12 protein-coding genes are annotated in these 14493 nt (G+C 57.4%); 7 read left to right on the forward strand and 5 right to left on the reverse strand.

Annotation, left to right across the window (positions count from 1 at the left end):
• Window positions 1–261: 261 nt before the first annotated feature.
• Complete coding sequence (locus HMPREF2625_RS03520; protein ID WP_070521835.1) at window positions 262–1149, forward strand: di- and tripeptidase; 888 nt, start codon at window positions 262–264, stop codon at window positions 1147–1149.
• A gap of 339 nt (window positions 1150–1488) precedes the next feature.
• On the opposite strand, the gene purB is transcribed toward HMPREF2625_RS03520, so the two are convergent.
• Window positions 1489–2928, reverse strand: a complete 1440-nt coding sequence (gene purB / locus HMPREF2625_RS03525; protein WP_070521839.1) for an adenylosuccinate lyase — start codon at window positions 2926–2928, stop codon at window positions 1489–1491.
• A gap of 433 nt (window positions 2929–3361) precedes the next feature.
• On the opposite strand from purB, the gene HMPREF2625_RS03530 reads away from it, so the two are divergent.
• From HMPREF2625_RS03530 to HMPREF2625_RS03555, 6 genes are all read left to right on the forward strand, one after another.
• Window positions 3362–3976, forward strand: a complete 615-nt coding sequence (locus tag HMPREF2625_RS03530) for a hypothetical protein (protein ID WP_070521842.1) — start codon at window positions 3362–3364, stop codon at window positions 3974–3976.
• A gap of 27 nt (window positions 3977–4003) precedes the next feature.
• Entirely contained in the window at window positions 4004–6181 is a 2178-nt protein-coding gene (locus HMPREF2625_RS03535) for a hypothetical protein (protein WP_070521845.1), read from the forward strand.
• An 86-nt stretch (window positions 6182–6267) separates the two neighbouring features.
• On the forward strand, window positions 6268–7401 hold the full coding sequence (locus tag HMPREF2625_RS03540) for a histidinol-phosphate transaminase (RefSeq protein WP_210394367.1): 1134 nt from the start codon (window positions 6268–6270) through the stop codon (window positions 7399–7401).
• 297 nt (window positions 7402–7698) lie between these two features.
• The gene (locus HMPREF2625_RS03545) at window positions 7699–8865 is read left to right on the forward strand and encodes a thiamine pyrophosphate-dependent enzyme (protein WP_070521848.1); all 1167 of its coding nucleotides are present in this window, start codon (window positions 7699–7701) and stop codon (window positions 8863–8865) included.
• Window positions 8866–8867: 2 nt separating this feature from the next.
• Window positions 8868–9863: an alpha-ketoacid dehydrogenase subunit beta gene (locus tag HMPREF2625_RS03550; RefSeq protein WP_070448791.1), complete on the forward strand. Its 996-nt coding sequence runs from the start codon at window positions 8868–8870 to the stop codon at window positions 9861–9863.
• A gap of 77 nt (window positions 9864–9940) precedes the next feature.
• On the forward strand, window positions 9941–11431 hold the full coding sequence (locus HMPREF2625_RS03555; RefSeq protein WP_070521851.1) for a dihydrolipoamide acetyltransferase family protein: 1491 nt from the start codon (window positions 9941–9943) through the stop codon (window positions 11429–11431).
• 223 nt (window positions 11432–11654) lie between these two features.
• On the opposite strand, the gene HMPREF2625_RS03560 is transcribed toward HMPREF2625_RS03555, so the two are convergent.
• From HMPREF2625_RS03560 to HMPREF2625_RS03570, 4 genes are all read right to left on the reverse strand, one after another.
• Window positions 11655–12794 carry a hypothetical protein gene (locus tag HMPREF2625_RS03560; RefSeq protein WP_246826628.1) on the reverse strand — a complete coding sequence of 380 codons (1140 nt, stop codon included), beginning with the start codon at window positions 12792–12794 and terminating at the stop codon, window positions 11655–11657.
• A gap of 107 nt (window positions 12795–12901) precedes the next feature.
• The gene (locus tag HMPREF2625_RS03565; RefSeq protein ID WP_070521857.1) at window positions 12902–13576 is read right to left on the reverse strand and encodes a sugar O-acetyltransferase; all 675 of its coding nucleotides are present in this window, start codon (window positions 13574–13576) and stop codon (window positions 12902–12904) included.
• Complete coding sequence (locus HMPREF2625_RS10905) at window positions 13573–13725, reverse strand: hypothetical protein (protein ID WP_004005629.1); 153 nt, start codon at window positions 13723–13725, stop codon at window positions 13573–13575. The genes HMPREF2625_RS03565 and HMPREF2625_RS10905 overlap by 4 nt, the downstream gene beginning before the upstream one ends.
• A gap of 90 nt (window positions 13726–13815) precedes the next feature.
• The coding region (locus tag HMPREF2625_RS03570; protein WP_246826629.1) for a hypothetical protein at window positions 13816–14493 on the reverse strand (678 nt) is incomplete at its 5' end.

The raw sequence follows: 14493 nt of genomic DNA on the forward strand, positions 1-14493 counted from the left end.
GGCAAGCGGCGGAAAGAGCCATGCCACTTTGAGATACCAGGTCTGGACTTGGGGCGTATATACCGTACCGATGGGTTAGCGGGCAAGATTTATGTCATGTGTAGTGTGCACAGGTAGAGCCGGGGAAAGTAGTTCTTGACGCACTAAAATTCCAGGCCAGGGGCGTGTCATGAACGCGGCGGAATACTCGCTGGGCGGAATAAGCACCGTTTCTGCAGGATGCGGTACCTACTTTGAGTCAAAACGTGCTTTACTGACATTATGCTAGACCCGAAAAAGTCACTTTTTGACGATAACGGCAATCCCCGCCCGGCACTCACCAAAACGCTTGATACCGTTCTGCGCGTTCAGCGCCCCCTAGCGCTGTCGATGGTGAAAAGTTTGCGGGCGGCGCATCCGGATGAAACCCCCGAAAAGATTCTGCGGCGCCTTGAACGCAACTATCTGCGTGACGTGACCGCGATCGGCGGGGTGACGGGCGCATCTGCCTTCGTGCCCGGAATCGGAACCGTGACCTCGATGAGCCTTTCGGCGCTCGCGGTTGGCGGGTACCTGGAAAGGACCGCACTGTTCGCGCAGGCGGTGGCTGAGCTACACGGCGTGCACGTGGAGAACCCCGAGGTCGCACGTTCGATGGTGATGGCGATTATGCTCGGCGAAGAAGGCTCGCAGCTGATGAATACCGTGCTGCTGCAGACCGGGAAGGCGAGCGGCGTTTCCAATCGGTGGGGCATGCTGCTGGGCAGTAAGTCAGCGAGCAAGACTTTCAGCGTGGAACGCACGATTCGCAATATGTTTATCAAGCGTTTCTTGACCCGCCAGAGCGGAGCCCTGCTGGGGCGTGCCCTGCCGTTCGGTGTGGGCGCGGTGGTCGGCGGCGGCGCAAACTTGGCGCTGGGGCGTGACGTGGTTAAGAGCGCCCGTAATGCGTTTGGTGATGCTCCCGCGTTTTTCCCGGCTGAGCTGATGCTTACCCCGCGCGCCCCCAAGTTCACGTCTGATGAGCAGAAAAACTCTCACGGACCCAAGGTTACGCGAGCACTGACCGGCAAGTTCAAGCGCACTAAGACCGATACGAAGAATCATGATGCGCACGCTCACGGGCTGCAAAATCCTGGCGCGCAGCATCGCAAGACGATGGAGAACTAGAAGAAACTAACCCCTTGCCCCTGCTCGCCGGTATTTCGCGGGTAAGAGCGCCCGTTTTGATGCGGTTTTCACGAGACATACACGGGAGAGTGTTAGATTAGCGGGGTGCTAATCTAACAGTTTTCTGTCAAAGTGCGAAAAGTTGTTAGATTAGAGCCTCCTTAATCTAACAACTTTTTGTGTTGATGAGAAAACCTGGCGAATAAATGGGTGTTCTATAGCCCCTTTCGGAACCATAAAAAGGCTCTTTGTCCACATAAAGCATTGGAAAAACCGCTTTATGTGAACAAAGAGCCTTATTTAGAACGTAGAGAGCGGGCGAAAGGAGCCGTAGGAGTTTTAGCCCTGCGCATCCTTCGCGTGATCCACCAGCTGCGCGGCGATGCCGTTGTACGTATGCGGGGTCAAGTTTGACAGCCGCTCCTGCGCCTCGGCAGACAGGCCCAGGGTGCCCACAAATTCTTTGAGGCGAACCGCGTCCACCCGATGACCGCGCGTAAGCTCCTTCAAACGCTCATAGGGGTTCTCCATGCCGGGGGTGCCCGCGATTGCCTCCGCGCGCATAACCATCTGAATGGCTTCCGCCAGAACCTCCCAATTGGACTCCAGATCGGCGGCAATAACGTCGGCGGCAATATCGAGGCGCTGCAGACCCTTAATCACATTGGAAATCGCCAGCACCGAATGCCCAAACGCCACGCCAATATTGCGCTGCGCCGAAGAATCGGTCAAATCACGCTGCCAACGCGAAGTCACCAGCGTGGATGCCAGCGAATCGAAGATCGCGTTTGAGAGCTCAAGATTAGCTTCCGCATTCTCGAAGCGGATCGGGTTCACTTTATGCGGCATCGTCGACGAGCCCGTTGCACCAGCCACCGGAATCTGGCGGAAGAAACCAATCGAAATATAACTCCACACGTCGGTGCACAGATTATGCAGCACGCGGTTGAAATGCGCCACATCAGAGTACAGTTCCGCCTGCCAGTCATGCGATTCGATCTGCGTGGTTAGCGGGTTCCAGCTAAGGCCCAGATGCTCCACGAAACCCCGCGAAATAGCCTGCCAGTCAGCCCCCGGAACCGAGGCGTAATGCGCCGCATAGGTGCCCGTCGCGCCGTTAATCTTGCCCAAAAATTCGGTGGCGGCAACATGGGAAATCTGGCGCTTCAAACGGTACGCCAGCACAGCCATTTCCTTGCCCAACGTGGTGGGGGTTGCGGGTTGGCCGTGCGTGCGTGAGAGCATCGGAACATCTCTGCCGGTCTCGGCGAGATCCAGCAAAACCTGCACCAGATCGCGGGCGGCGGGAAGCCATACGTTCTCGACCGCGTCCTTAATACCCAGGGCATAGGAGAGGTTATTAATGTCTTCGGAGGTGCACCCAAAATGCACGAGCGGTACCAGATGTCCCAGCCCCAGCGCTTCGAGGCGGCGACCGATATAGTACTCGACGGCTTTCACATCGTGAACAGTGACCGCCTCAATCTCGGCGAGTTCGGTGACGGAGTCGGTGTTGAACTCGGTCACGATAGCGCGCAAACCGGACTTCTGCTCATCGGTGAGCGGCGTGAGCCCGGGAAGAACGGCATGCTCGCACAGGTATATGAACCATTCGACTTCTACGTGGATGCGGTCGCGGTTCAGCGCGGCTTCGGAGAGATAGTTCGTTAAAGGCGCGGTCACAGGGGCGTAACGCCCATCGAGAGGGCCGAGCGCGAGATTACTGGTGCCCAGGTCAATTCTTCCCGAGGGCAGGAGCGTGTTTTCAGGGTGAGACATACCTCTATCTTCGCATGTTTTGGCGTAAAAGGTCAGATTGGGTGTCTTCTGCGGCGGATGACGTGCCGTGTCTGTCTTGAGCACAGCGTCTCAGGAATTTTGGGTGTCTTTCTGTGATCTGCTAAGGCGTTATTTATGGGATGCGCGGTCTGCCACGCCTGTGCGGGTCTGCGTCATATTCGGTCACGTGAGGGTGCGAACCCGACAAAATCGGGAGAAACAGTCTGTGGATAACGAGGAAAAGTGTCCCGCCACGGCAGGTTATCCACAGGGCAACGAGAGAGCGGGTATTAACCGGAGCCGAGCCTTCTAGGGTGAAGGTAAACAGGTACAGCAGCCACAGCATCGGTCACGCGCAACGGGCACTCAGGCGTACCCGTGCGGCCGCATACCGGGAGCTGCCCGCCGTGACCTAAGAGCTAACGAGGAAGATATGACAGCCATCGCACCCGCACCAACGCCCCAGCCGCATACCGGCGATATTCCCCCGGGAGCGCATCCGCCCACGTCCGCAGATATTCTGCGTGCCGCCGGTGACATGGGGATCGGTACCAGCGCCGCAACCAGTTTTGCGGCGTCTTTGCAAGGGTTAGCGGGGCAGGCGCGCAGTAAGAGCCAGGAACTCGCCGCCAGCTTAGAACAGCATGCTGCGAGCATTCAGACGATGCTTCACAAAGCCCACGGTATGCGTGCCGAACACTGGAAATCCTCGGCTGGGAGAGCCTATCGAAACGCATTAGACCAGCACGAAAAAAGCCTGACCGAAACTCACCAGCAGGTACGGAATGCCGCCGAGGATGCGCGCCGCGCTGGCGAAGAAGTTGCCGCAGCCTTGGAGTCCCAAGCAAACACTATTTTGGGTGCCGCCGCCGGATTAGACGGGATGCTCAAAGGCCTGCTGAATACCACCGCCGATGCCCTCGACAACCTGAACCCCGCAGACATCATCAAATCCTCCGGCGCGCTGAACGCTCAGCATGCCTTGGATCAGTTACTCAATTATTCGCAGGTTCCCACCGGGCTCTTGCAGAGTTCGGGCATTCACTAATCGCTAGACAATAGGGAAGGACTCACGATGAACACTCCGGGACAACAGATAGCAGCCGGTGGGGACGATAAAACCATTAGCGTTCTGCTGGAAGAGCTGCCGCAGCTCGCACAGAATGTACACCAGCTAGGCGGCGATTGCGGGTCATTACCCCTGCCGCTGGGCGGTATCGCGGCGCAGCTCATGCTTTTTCTCGGCACCAACGAGCACGGGCGGCAAGCCTCGGTCATGACCACCTCTGCCGCGGCGACGTTGGGGGAGCGGGCCGTTAAGCTGGAGGCAACCGCCAGTGCAATAGATACCTGCTCGAAGGGCTACCATCAGGCAGAAGAAGCCGCGAAGGGACTGTTCAGCCGCATCGGGCTCACTCAGGGTGGGAAGATGCCTAACGGTATGTCGCAGGAAGAGTGGATGCGCAACGCGATCATGCATCCGCAAGGCGCCTTCAACGACATGTGGTCCTGGGAAAAGTACGAGCTTGGATATAGTGCCGCAGAGAGTATTTTCGGGTGGGGTATGCGTAGCGGCAACCCCTATATTATGGGCTTTTCCGCACTGACGGCGATTACCCTTTTCGGGGCGACCGCCTACCAGGATATGCGTGCTAACCCAGAGATGGCGCGCAGGCGTATAGCGCGAAGACTCGAAAAAATGGGTATTCCCCGTGAGATAGCCGAACGAATTGTGAATGGAAAAATGCCGTGGCTCGGGAAGAAAGAACAGGACAACAAGAACCGAGGTGAACTCAAGAACTGGCATCGTGATAAGGCAGAACCGACGGATAAAATGCCCCGCACCCGCGCCGAGATCGCCCAGAATATGGAGCGCGTGAGCAAGGGAGACCTCTCGAAAAAATACGAAGGCGAAGATAAAGACGGGAAGGGTTACTCGGGGATTGAGGTACAGGTATACCGAGACCCCCAAACCGGCCGCAAAATCGTATATGCCTATATCCCAGGGACGGACTTTTCCAATAAACCTGGCGAACCCGACGGTATCCAAGGCACCTTGCAGATAGGCGCCGATACCCCGAACGCCTCTATCCAAGACAGCCATATCATGATGCGCGCCCTAGACCGTGCGCTGAGAGATCAAGGCGTAACCTCAGCCGATGATGTGATTCTTGTGGGACATTCTCAAGGCGCAGCTATCGCCTATAACGCCGCCAATAACAACGAGTTTGCCTCACGCTACCACGTGAGCGATGTGTACACTTTTGGCGGCCCCGTACAAGCTTTACCAGACCGAGGAAATAAGACCTTCCGCGTGCATCAAACCAAAGACAAAGGCGATCCTATACCCGCAATCATTAGCGGCCAGACGTGGAAGGAACGCCCAGGTGACTCGACCGTGATTACTGACCGTAGAAGTTTTCGCCAGGGCGGAGATCCTAAACCACATGAAATGACTCACGATATGAGGTTTTATCGTGAATCATTAGAACGGGATGCTAACGCGCAGAAACCTATGGCTGTTACGCCTCAAGGTAAATACACCTACGAAGGCGGAAATGTCTATAACGCTACCTCTGAGGGAGGACCTTCGTTATGGGAGAGCGGAGCCGCAACATTATCAAATGAGCGTGGTGTAAATCCTCAAGTAGCTGGAAATATGGGGATTGACTTGGCTCAAGATAAGGCACGGTCATGGACACCCGATTTTTTGAAACCCAGTATGGATGCGCTTGATCCACGAAAGCCCGTGGATTACACGGACCCGAAGATTTCGGGACTGCCCGCACCGGTGCAGAATCCCGGCACCGCAGATACCCAACACTCACCTGCAGCATGGCATGTGCCCGAGTCACTGGAGAACATATCGGGGCCAAAACCCATGCCGTACAGCTATCACGGGGCAGGGATCATACCTTCCGGGGCAGGCTCTCACGCCGAACCGTATTATGCGCCGCGCCTGCTGGATGACCTGAACCTGCCCAAGCTCGATATACCCCACAGCACGGACGAAGGCGAAAACCTGTTGCCGAACCTTGACCTGAAAACACAGGAAGGGTACCTGCCGCCGCTGGGGGAGCACCTGATGAACAACCCCGCCGAGGCACCACACCTGCACATACCGCAGAATCAGCTGCAGCCCGATGGTGAGACCGTAACCCCCGCCGATACCGGCAGCCGTATGCCCACCATCACCCCAGACCCCGAGATGCGCACCTCACACGACCCCAGGCTCCTGGGCGCACCGGCGTAAACACAACCGCGCCCGATCGGCAGAAACCCGCGTGACCTAGCGTGAAAATCCGGGGCGGGGAGGTTGGCGAGCACTATACTGTGGATATGAGTGAATCACACCAACCGCAGACATCACCGATTCCCCCGCGCCATATTTTTGCGAACCTTCCGGCCTATGTAGCAGGAAAACCCGCGCCGCAGGTTGCCGGACTAACCCAGTACAAACTATCTTCCAACGAGAACCCTCTCGGACCCGTACCCAAGGTCGCCGAAATTCTCAGCACCTTCGATGCGGTACACCGTTACCCAGACCCGCTCTCAACGAAGCTGCGTGAAGCGCTCGCCAAGCGGTTCAACCTGGATGCCGAGAATATCGTGACCGGCGCCGGAAGCCTGGGCGCACTCAACCAGATTCTCAAAGCGTTTGCCGGAGTCGATGCCGACGGCGTGCAGGACGAAGTCATATACGCCTGGCGTTCCTTTGAGGCATACCCCATTCTGGTGGGGCTGCTGGGCGCAAAAAGCGTGCAGATTCCGAACCTGCCCAACGGTGCCCACGATTTGCGGGGAATGATCGATGCGATCACCGACCGCACTCGCGTGATCCTGGTGTGCACTCCTAACAACCCCACCGGGCCCGCCGTCACCGAAAAACAAATCCGCGAGTTCTTAGCGCAGGTGCCGCCTCATATTGTGGTGGTGCTCGACGAAGCATATTTCGAGTTCTGCACGGTATCACCCGTACCCGATGGGGAAGATGCGCCGCTGGACGGTCTGCGCCTGTACCGTGAATACCCGAACGTGATCGTGCTCAGAACCTTCTCGAAAGCACAGGGACTTGCGGGGCTTCGCGTGGGGTACTCGGTATCGCATCCGCAGCTGACCCAGTATTTGCGGGTGAGCGCCACAACCTTCGCCGTCACCGCCGTGGCAGAGGCTGCCGCCGTCGCCTCCATAGAACATGAAGATCAGGTGATGGAACGTGTGCAACACCTGGTGGCTGAGCGTGAGCGTGTGGTCGCCCGGCTGCACGAGCTGGGGTACAACATTCCGCAAACCTACGCCAACTTCGTGTGGCTTCCTCTGGGAGAACACACTGCGGAATTTACCGAACTGGCGCGCGCTAACGCTCTGGCGGTGCGCGCTTTCGATTCCGAGGGCGTGCGGGTGAGCATCGGTGAAGACGAGGCAAATGATCGCTTCATCAGCATCTGCGAGCAGTTCCCGCACAGAGTCTAAACTCCCTCAACTCCGCGGGGTTGAGCTATGTCGCCGAGGGATCGGGAAGGGACCGTGTGGGCTCTCGGCGACAACACTTAGAATGCTCTTCGCTCATGTAAGTATTCCGCGAACCAACATGCACACGGGACGGTGCATTACGCCAGAAGGAAAGCATAGAAAACCGCACAATAAACCTTCACTTCGTTCTTAAGCGAGTAAAATAAGAGGAAATATGCCCAAGCCTTCCGACCCGCGCGCCGAAACTCTCTGTGTGCGCTCAGCGTGAAGGACAGCTCGTATCTGCGTGGAGGATTGATGCACGAGAACGAAAAATATCCGGGAGTACCTGAACGCATCCAGCTGATGGATGAGAACGGCAAGGTACACGAGAACCCCACCTTCAGCTCTTATGTGCAGGACGTAGACGCAGAACAGCTTCGCGAAGCCTACCGCCTGATGTACATCACCCGCCGCATTGACGACGAAGGAACGGCGCTTCAGAGGCAAGGGCAAATGGCTCTGTGGGTGCCCAGCCGCGGGCAGGAAGCGGCGCAGGTCGGCTCCGCACTGGCATTCGCCCCCAACGACTATATTTTTCCCTCCTACCGTGAACACGCGGTCGCCTTTGCCCGCGGCGTAGATTTCCGCGAACTCATCACGGTTTTCCGCGGTTCACACACCCACGGGTGGGACCCTAAAAAACATAACTTCCACGTCTACACCAAAGTGCTTGCCGCGCAGATTCCGCACGCAGTCGGCTACGCTATGGGACTGAACTTTGATGCCGATATTGCGGCGGAAACCGGGCAGCTGCAAACAGGCCAAGGGCAGGCCACCAACCCCGATAACGACACCGTGAAACCCGCCGTTGGCGTCTACTTCGGCGACGGTTCCTCCACCGAAGGCGAAGCCCACGAGGCCATGGCCTTCGCCGCATCCTACGATGCCCCCGTACTCTTCTTCGTGCAAAACAACCGCTGGGCTATTTCGGTACCCTTCGACGTGCAGTCGCGCGTGCCCATCTCAACCCGCGCCCAAGGCTACGGCTTTGAAGGGCTGCGCGTTGACGGCAACGATGTGCTCGGAACCCTCGCCGTCACCCGCTACGCGCTCGATAAAATCCGCCGCGGCGAAGGCCCCGTGCTGATCGAGGCGGAAACATACCGCCTGGGCCCGCATACCACCGCCGACGACCCCACCAAATACCGTGGCGACGAAGAACTCCAGCAGCGTCTGAACGCAGACCCGCTGATTCGCCTGGAAAAATATCTGCGCGAGAACGGGCACGCAGATGATGCCTTCTTCGAAAAACTCGCCGAAGAAGCACAAGAACTTGCTAACGGAGTGCGCGAGGCGGCGATTGCCTCCGAACCCTATGAATTCGACCGATTCTTCGACCGCGCCTACGCCGAAGAACACCTTCAGGTAGAAGAAGAACGCGAGTTCTACCGCAACTACGTCGCAGGTTTCGAGGAGGACTAAGAATGAGCGAGCAGAATGCACAGGTTGAGCGCCTGACCCTGGCGAAAGCGATCACTCGCGGCCTCGACGACGCGATGGCAGATAACCGCAAAGTCGTGCTGATCGGCGAAGATATCGGCAAACTCGGCGGCGTATACCGCGTAACCGAAGGGCTTCTGGCGAAGCACGGGCAGAAGCGCGTGATGGATTCTCCCCTTGGAGAGGCCGGTATCGTGGGCACCTCCATCGGCATGGCGATGCGCGGCTATCGGCCCGTAGCCGAGATTCAGTTCGACGGGTTCGTCTTCCCCGCCTACAACCAGATCACCACCCAGCTCGCCAAAATCCACAACCGCAGCGACAAAAAATACATTGTTCCGGTTACGATACGCATTCCCTACGGCGGCGTAATCGGGGCGGTCGAGCATCACTCGGAATCGCCCGAGGCACTGTTCGCGCACACCGCCGGGCTGCGCATCGTAACGCCGTCCTCACCGCATGATGCTTACTGGATGACTCGTAAATCCATTGAATGCGACGACCCGGTGATTATTTTCGAACCCAAACGCCGCTACTGGCTCAAGGGCGAGGTGAATTTTGCGGACACCGATTTTGATCCGTTCCAGGCGCAGGTGGTGCGCGAAGGCACAGACGCGACCATCGTGGCATACGGCCCGCTGGTGCCGGTAGCGCTCGCCGCCGCAGAGGCTGCCGTCGAAGATGGGCGCTCGATCGAAGTCATTGACCTGCGGTCGATCTCCCCGATGGATGTGCCCACCGTCGCCGCATCCGTGGTGAAGACCGGGCGCCTGATCGTTGCCCACGAAGCGCCGACCTTCGGGGGCATGGGCGGCGAACTCGCCGCCGCGATCACTGAGCGCTGCTTCTACAGCCTGCAGGCCCCGGTGCTGCGCGTGGGCGGCTACTATATGCCGTACCCGGTACCACGCACGGAGGACGAATACGTGCCCGATATTGACCGTATTCTTGAAGCCGTTGATCGCTCATTTGAATACTAAACCGTATATTCCATATTCCTTATATAACCCGCGAAGAATATTCCCGATAGGCTATATTCCCTAGCGAAAGGCATAAAATGTCCCAGATTTTTAATCTCCCAGATGTGGGTGAGGGTCTTACCGAGGCTGAGATCCTCACCTGGAAAGTCAGCGTTGGTAGCGAGGTCAGCATCAACGATGTTCTCGTCGAAATCGAGACCGCCAAATCGGTTGTGGAACTGCCTTCGCCCTACACCGGCACCGTGGAGAAGATTCTGGTGAGCGAGGGTGAGACGATCGAAGTCGGGACGCCTATTATCGCGATCTCCGGCAGTGCCGCATCCACCGCAGACGAACCGCAGGATGCGCCCGCCGCATCCGCCGATGAGGGCGAGAGCGGTAACCAGGCACTCGTGGGTTCGGGGCCCAAGGCCGATTCGGTGAAGCGCCGCGCCCGCAAGCGCCCCGCATCCGCAAGGACCCAGAACGCCGCGCCGCAGGTCCAGGCTTCGCCCGCTCAGGAGATGCCGGTGGCGCATACTCCCTCGGTGCCGGAGTCACGCAATCAGGGGCTTTTCAGCGAGCTTGCCGAGCGCGCCTCCAAATTCGTAGAGAACAGCCCGTTCAATACGGTTGTGCAGCGTTTCCAGGGTGGGGCTGAGGTGCCCGTCGTAACCGCACAGTCGACGCAGGAGTCGGTGCCGCATCGCCCGTCGCTGGCGGCGCCACCCGTGCGTTTGGCGGCAAAAGAGCTGGGCGTCGATCTGGCGAATGTGACCGCAACCGGCTCGCGCGGGCAGGTGACGAAACAAGACCTGTTGAACTATGTGGCGCATCTTAACGATGTGCAGGAGTCCACGAGCCAGCGTTTCTGGCAGTCCCCGTCCGCGCAGGGCGACCGCATGCAGCATATTCCGGTGCGCGGGGTGCGCAAGGCAACGGCGAAGGCTATGGTTTCTTCGGCGTTTAGCGCCCCGCACGTGTCGATTTTCGTGGACGTGGATGCTTCGCGCACCATGGAATTTATCAAGCGTTTGAAGAAGTCGCGCCACTTCGAGGGCGTGAAGGTAACTCCGCTGCTGGTGCTTGCCGCCGCCGTGATTTGGGCGGCCGAACGGAACCCCCAGGTGAACGCTACGTGGACGGACAGCGAGATTCAGATCAAGCGCTTTATGAACTTGGGTATTGCGGCGGCGACCCCGCGCGGGCTGATGGTGCCGAATATCAAGGACGCGCAGGAGCTCTCTCTGCGTGAGCTGGCGATCGCCTTGAATAACCTGACGACTCGCGCCCGTGAGGGGAAGACCCAGCCCGCCGAGATGGCGAATGGAACCCTGACGATTACGAATATCGGTTCGCTTGGTATCGATACAGGGACCCCGATTATCAACCCCGGCGAGGTGGCGATCGTTGCCTTCGGCACGATTAAGCAGAAGCCCTGGGTGGTTGATGGTGAGGTTATTCCGCGCTGGGTAACCACGCTGGGCGGTTCTTTCGATCATCGCGTGGTAGACGGCGATCTCTCGGCGCGTTTCATGGCGGATGTTGCCGCGATTCTCGAAGAGCCCGCTATGCTTTTGGATATGTAGCGCTTACAAGTACAGTAACGCTCAAGGGCGCCGAAGGATTCTCCTCTTTCGGCGCCCTAGTGTATTTTTTTTGGGTCTTGAAACCACACATATTCTGTTTCTGGAATATTCCCGAGTTGGCATATAGCCATATCGTGCACACAAAAATGGGGGCAGGGTTCTCATGTCGTCACGAAACCCTGCCCCGATCGCTATATTCCCTATGGGCTATATACCTGAAACGCTATAACTCCTGGTCCACATAGTTTTGTGCGTAGCGTTCCACACGACGGTGATAGAGACCGCCCAACAGGCCGCCCAGAACTGCGGCGATGAAGGTGATGCAGAGAACCAACGCAACCGAAAGAATAGCGCTTGCCGTACCGTGCTGCGTATACCACTGCACGGAAAGGTTTGCGGAGCCTCCCTGGAAAACCTGGGGCGTGAAATAGGTGAGCAGGCTTGCCGCAAACATGATCATGACCTGCCACAGCCACACCGAAATGCCCTGCTTTGCGCTGGAGAACCGTGCCATGCGGCCAGCCACATACCCGCCGATGCAGTACGCCACCAGGTATGCGGCACCGGTTCCGATACCCTGCCAGAGGGCGAGCGCATCGTTCCCCGAGAATAGCCCACGCACAATGGGGGCCAAGGAATCGTAGGGGGCTCCGTGATTGGCCTCTACCACGGTCGCTGTAACCCAGAGCAAAAACTGCAAAACACCCATTGCGGCGAACCAGCCCATCAGCCCGGGGATAACCTGAAGTCGTCCGTAGCGTGCTTTCTGAAGCTCGAACGCAGTTGCCGCCGTAAGAATGGGGGCGTGCTCGTCGGTATCTTCACTGTCTTCTATAAGGTAATTTTGCGCGGGGGAAGGAGCAGACACGGCCACAATGGCATCGCTGTCGCCGCCTTCCCTGGGCGTCGTGGGCTGCTCAGGGAGCGGGGGAAGCGCCTCCGTACTGTAGGTAACCATGCTGCTGGGCACGGCGGGGCGCAACTGATCCACGGAGTCGCTGCCGGCAGACTCGTCGGAATCTTCTAACCAGCCGAAGGAAGAATCGCCATCTCGTGAACGATCCTTGGCGGTACCCGCATCAGTCTTCACCTGCGCATTGGCGGATGAAGCGCTTTCCTCAAGATATTTCTGCTGGTCGGCGGCAGAGAGAGGACGGGTTTTCTCTTCGGATATATCATCGACCAGTACATCCTTGGGGGAGAGCACGACGGTCGGGTCGTCGCTCTCAAAAGCGGCGTCCCAGGCGTCATGAGAGCTCTCCCGAAGCTCACTCTGGTTCGTTTTATCCTTCGCGTGAGCGGTATTTTCTTCAGCAGGGGTATTGCGATGGGGACCTGAGGTATTCTTTGGGGTAGATGTCATGGTCTCCTCCATATCGGTGGTTGGCATCTGAGAATTTTTATCTATATATGCTCATAAAAACCGTGGCGCTTGTGGCGCTCAGTTTAAGGGTCGGAAGTTGAGCGATATTAAAAGTTATCAGCTTCAAGGCGCGCATAAAATTCCTGCGCCTGCGTCATTTCCTGTTCACTGTATTGGTGCGGATGCGCCGGTCGCTGTTGCGGGTCAATCGTGCGGATAACGCGGGCCGGATTACCGGCGACGATCGTGTTCTCGGGAACGTCTTTCGTGACCACAGATCCCGCCCCGATCACCGCGTTTTCGCCGATCGTGACGCCTCCAAGAATAATGGCTCCGCCGCCTATCCACACGTTATTGCCTACCGTGATCGGCAGGGCGCCCTCCCAAAAATTGATGCGATCCTGAACATTGAGCGGGTGGGTGGGGGTGAGGAACTGGCAGCCGGGACCGACGAACACATAGTCGCCGATGGTAATGGGGGCTACGTCTAGGAACGTGGTGTTGAAATTGAAGAAACAATACTTGCCGATATGGGTATTGACCCCAAAGTCGAAGGCAACCGGCGGGCGCATCTGGGTATGCTCACCCAGGCTGCCCAAGTAGTCGCGGAGCACATGCATGCCGTGGGCGTGCTCGCCGCGCGCATAGTACTGCTCGAAAAACTTGACTGCCTGGTAGATGGAATCGCCGACCTGCTTATTCTCCTCGGTAAAGCGGTAGGCTTTGCCCGCCGTCATGCGTTCAAAAGCCTCGCTGAGGTTCTGGCGGTTGGGCTTGCTCATGAGTGAGTCCCTCCCATCCAGAAGTACATGATGAGGATAATTGCTAAGCCGATGAGAATCACGATGCCGCCCAGAATGGCGAAGCGTTTCGAGATTTCTCGGAGCAGCTTTTTAAACTGCTCGTCGGTAATGTCATGCCTGTTGCTCATACACCTAGTATCTCAGAAAGGCCCCATCGGATGCAGGCTTACTGTATAGTGCCCTCAACTAGGGCTTGAACGCAGGGAACTGGCTAGGCGCTAGGGCTGAACTTTGCTCTGGCTGCGGCGAGAAAACACACGCATGAGCACGATGATAAAGACAATGCAGAGCGTAAAGTCGATGAGGGTAACAGCCTGTCCGAGCCAGTAAGCAATTATATATACAGCGTTTGCACCTTCGAGATAATGACCGATACCGTCCGGGTGATACAGAATCCCCAGGAAGATAAGCATGAAGAGGTCAAGCCCATGATGCAGCGCACCCACGATATTGGCTCCGAGGATAAACCCTAAATACCGTGACCGCAGATAAAATACTGTCGCGGTGATCTGCAGAGCCCAGTAGAGCACAGTAACGAGGATAGGTGAGGACGTATATACCGGGAAATAATTGAGAGAACTCGGATAAAAGATGGCAAGAAAAGTCTGAGCCATGAGCGCAAGCGTTATACCTGCTAATCCAAAACGCATACCGTAGAGCTTCCGGAGAGGAAGAGCCGGGCGTGCGGTGCCTGCTGCTGAGATCTGCGAGTTCGAATTCTGCTGTGTAGGATTATTGCCGAAAGACTTCTCACTCATATTTTCCACCGTAACATTGCGATGTGTGCTGATGCATGTGGTGTACGTAGTTGTATATTGAGACGCTGAAAGCGGGAGCGCATAGTCGAAGGAACCTCGAATATCACCCGCGAGCAGATAGGATTTCGACGAAAAGAT

Origin of the sequence: Rothia sp. HMSC064D08 (assembly GCF_001809525.1) — a bacterium.
GTDB classification, from domain to species: Bacteria; Actinomycetota; Actinomycetes; order Actinomycetales; family Micrococcaceae; genus Rothia; species Rothia dentocariosa.

Bases quoted from the DNA above. Each gene is read 5' to 3' on its own strand.
- HMPREF2625_RS03555 (WP_070521851.1), top strand. From the start codon at position 9,941: ATGTCCCAGATTTTTAATCTCCCAGATGTGGGTGAGGGTCTTACCGAG.
- HMPREF2625_RS03535 (WP_070521845.1), top strand. From the start codon at position 4,004: ATGAACACTCCGGGACAACAGATAGCAGCCGGTGGGGACGATAAAACC.
- HMPREF2625_RS03550 (WP_070448791.1), top strand. From the start codon at position 8,868: ATGAGCGAGCAGAATGCACAGGTTGAGCGCCTGACCCTGGCGAAAGCG.
- purB (WP_070521839.1), bottom strand. From the start codon at position 2,928: ATGTCTCACCCTGAAAACACGCTCCTGCCCTCGGGAAGAATTGACCTG.
- HMPREF2625_RS03540 (WP_210394367.1), top strand. From the start codon at position 6,268: ATGAGTGAATCACACCAACCGCAGACATCACCGATTCCCCCGCGCCAT.
- HMPREF2625_RS03565 (WP_070521857.1), bottom strand. From the start codon at position 13,576: ATGAGCAAGCCCAACCGCCAGAACCTCAGCGAGGCTTTTGAACGCATG.
- HMPREF2625_RS10905 (WP_004005629.1), bottom strand. From the start codon at position 13,725: ATGAGCAACAGGCATGACATTACCGACGAGCAGTTTAAAAAGCTGCTC.
- HMPREF2625_RS03560 (WP_246826628.1), bottom strand. From the start codon at position 12,794: ATGACATCTACCCCAAAGAATACCTCAGGTCCCCATCGCAATACCCCT.
- HMPREF2625_RS03520 (WP_070521835.1), top strand. From the start codon at position 262: ATGCTAGACCCGAAAAAGTCACTTTTTGACGATAACGGCAATCCCCGC.
- HMPREF2625_RS03530 (WP_070521842.1), top strand. From the start codon at position 3,362: ATGACAGCCATCGCACCCGCACCAACGCCCCAGCCGCATACCGGCGAT.
- HMPREF2625_RS03545 (WP_070521848.1), top strand. From the start codon at position 7,699: ATGCACGAGAACGAAAAATATCCGGGAGTACCTGAACGCATCCAGCTG.